Source organism: Flavobacterium sp. AJR (assembly GCF_002156885.1).
In the GTDB taxonomy this organism is placed as follows: Bacteria; Bacteroidota; Bacteroidia; order Flavobacteriales; family Flavobacteriaceae; genus Flavobacterium.
The window spans coordinates 1-3,053 of the sequence record NZ_NCWQ01000167.1 but is presented as its reverse complement, the minus strand read 5'-3'; the positions used below and the strand labels follow the sequence as shown (position 1 = coordinate 3,053).

The 3,053-nt window shown below is 38.6% G+C and carries 1 protein-coding gene; it reads right to left on the bottom strand.

Annotated elements, in window-relative coordinates; translation table 11 throughout:
* A partial coding sequence (locus B8T70_RS23245) for a choice-of-anchor L domain-containing protein (protein ID WP_207621562.1) occupies positions 1-3,053 on the bottom strand: 3,053 nt, incomplete at both ends.

Genomic DNA, 3,053 nt, shown 5'->3' with positions numbered 1-3,053 from the left:
CTACATTGTAAAGTTACATTAAGTGCAGTTGGAGTAGTTGTCCAAGTTGGTGCGGTTGTATCTTGTATTGTAATTATCTGAGTAAATGTTGTAGAAGTATTGTTACATACATCTTTAGCAGTCCAGGTATTGGTATATGTTCCAGAGTTGGCACAAGTTCCCGCTATAAAAGTTCCAGATATTTTAGTATACGTTACTGTACCACCACAATTATCAGTAGCAACAGGAGCACTAGCTTGCGCAGTTGTTAAACCAGCAGTATCACTACATTGTAAAGTTACATTAAGCGCCGTTGGAGCAGTTGTCCATGTTGGCGCAGTAGTATCTTGAATGGTGATTGTTTGAGTAAATGTTGTAGAAGTATTGTTACATACATCTTTCGCAGTCCAAGTATTGGTATATGTTCCAGAGTTGGCACAAGTTCCTGCTACAAAAGTTCCAGATATTTTAGTATACGTTACTGTTCCGCCACAATTATCGGTTGCAACTGGCGCATTTGCTTGCGCAGTTGTTAAACCAGCAGTATCACTACATTGTAAAGTTACATTAAGCGCAGTTGGAGCAGTTGTCCAATTTGGTGCAGTGGTATCCTGGATTGTAATTGTTTGAGTAAATGTTGTAGAAGTATTGTTACATACATCTTTCGCTGTCCAGGTATTGGTATATGTTCCAGAGTTGGCACAAGTTCCCGCTGCAAAAGTTCCAGATATTTTAGTGTACGTTACTGTTCCGCCACAATTATCAGTTGCAACTGGAGCATTGGCTTGCGCAGTTGTTAATCCAGCAGCATCACTACATTGTAAAGTTACATTAAGCGCAGTTGGAGCAGTTGTCCAAGTTGGAGCAGTTGTATCTTGAATTGTAATTGTTTGAGTAAATACAGTTGAGGTATTGTTACATACATCTTTAGCCGTCCATGTATTGGTATATGTTCCAGAGTTTACACAAGTTCCAGCAACAAAAGCACCGCTTATTTTAGTATAAGTTACAGTAGAGCATGCATCAGTAGCTACAGGCGCACTTGCTTGTGCTGTAGTTAATCCAGCAGCATCGCTACATTGTAATGTTACATTAAGCGCGGTTGGAGCAGTTGTCCAAGTTGGCGCAGTTGTATCTACAACATTAATAGTTTGGCTTACAGGAAGAGATGTATTATTACAAGCATCTTTTGCAGTCCATGTTCTGGTTATTGAATACGTACCTGCGCATGATCCAGGAGTGTTTACATCAACAAACGTTAATGAAGATACTGTGCCACTATTATCGGTAGCAGTAGCTTGGGTAAATGCCGGCACTTGTGGACAATTAATTGTTGAAGGCGCAGGTAACGGATTTACGATTGGTTTAGTTGTATCTCCACTATTGATGGTTACAGAAAGTTGTTGTTGACAACCATTAGCATCAGTTACAGTTACAATGTAAACACCAGAAAGAATATTAGATAAATCTTGTGTTGTTGGAGCAAATGGATTTCCATCTTTTGTCCAACTATAAGTATAAGCACCTGTACCACCAGCTACCGCTATGTCTATTGCGCCAGTAGCGTCATTATTACATAGCACATCAGTTTTAGAAGTCAAAGTAACAGCTAAGGCAGTTGTAGGTTGTGTAATTGCAATCGTCAAAACTCCTTTACATCCATTTGCGTCTGTTGTAGTAACTTCATAAGAACCAACAGTTAAGCCTGTTAAGTTTTGAGTAGTTGCGTAAGCATTTCCATTTTTCTTCCAAGAATAAGTATAAGGCGCAACACCGCCAGTAGCATTATTAAGGGTTATTGCTCCAGTAGAAGCTCCAAAACATTTTACATTAACATGTGATGCAACAGCTTCGGTAACAACAACATTACTTACAGTTACAATAACAGGTTTTATATCAGAGCAACCAGAGGTAAGATTTTTTCCTTTTATATAATAAGTTCCAGCGGTAGCTGCCGTTGGAGTATTGTAAGGAATGGTAGCAGCAGCATCTTGCCAATAAGTATAAGTTAATCCAGCAGTACTTCCAGCAGTAACAGCTGCGGCAGTAAGGTTTACCGTATTAGGAAAACATACAGGAGCAGGATTGGTAATTACTAAAGTATTAGTGGCAAAACTTTTTGCTTTTAAAAATACACCTGCATCATAAAGTTGATCAGATGCATCGGCAATAGCCATTTTAATTTTATAGGTTTGTCCAGGAGTAACTGCATAAGTAGCAGTAAGAACAGTAGTTGATCCATCATATTCCATAACTGTAGCTCCTGCTGGGTTATTTACGTAATAAGCCGCATTATGGGCAGGAAATGGAGTACCGTATGTATTCGTTCCGGCAGAATGTATGTTGTTTATAGTTACCGCATCAGTGTTGGGTAATTGAGCAAGATTTACTGCGTTGTTTGTATAAGTACCTGTGATTCCAGGGCCGCTTAGGAAAAAACCGAAAGCATCATTAAAGTCAGTATGAACATATTCAAGATATTCTTCTGAGGCAAATACAAATTGAAATTCAACAAGGTTTCCATCAGGAACAAAATTAAATTCAAGAATGGCAGCATCACGCATCGTTTCTCCAGAAATATTTGTTAAGTCTGGATCACTTGCATTGCTAACCATTGCATCTGATTTATTTGTATAGGTATTAGGACCCATTGCAGAGTTTATCTTTCCAGTTGCAATTAATAGACCTTCATCAATCGGGAAAGTAGAAGTTCCTTTACTGTAATATCCTAATTGTCTATCACCAGCCGTCCCAGACCAAACGTGATCATTCCAGTTCCAGTTATTTCCACTTTTTTGGTAATAACCAAACCTAACGTTGCTCACAATCAAGCAGCCAGAAGTTAATATGTTTCTTACTAACTGATCTGCATTATATCCATTGTTTCCGGCAGCTGGATTAGCAACATCTATAGATCCTGCTACCGCTAGTGCTTGTGCCTGTGCTTGTACAGCATCTGAACTTAATAAGGCACTTTTTTTGGCAGTAAATTTATTTTGGTAAGGCGTATTCCCAATTCTAATTGGAATATTTTTTTCTTGGGCGTATAAACCAGAAGAAAAAAAGAATAATCC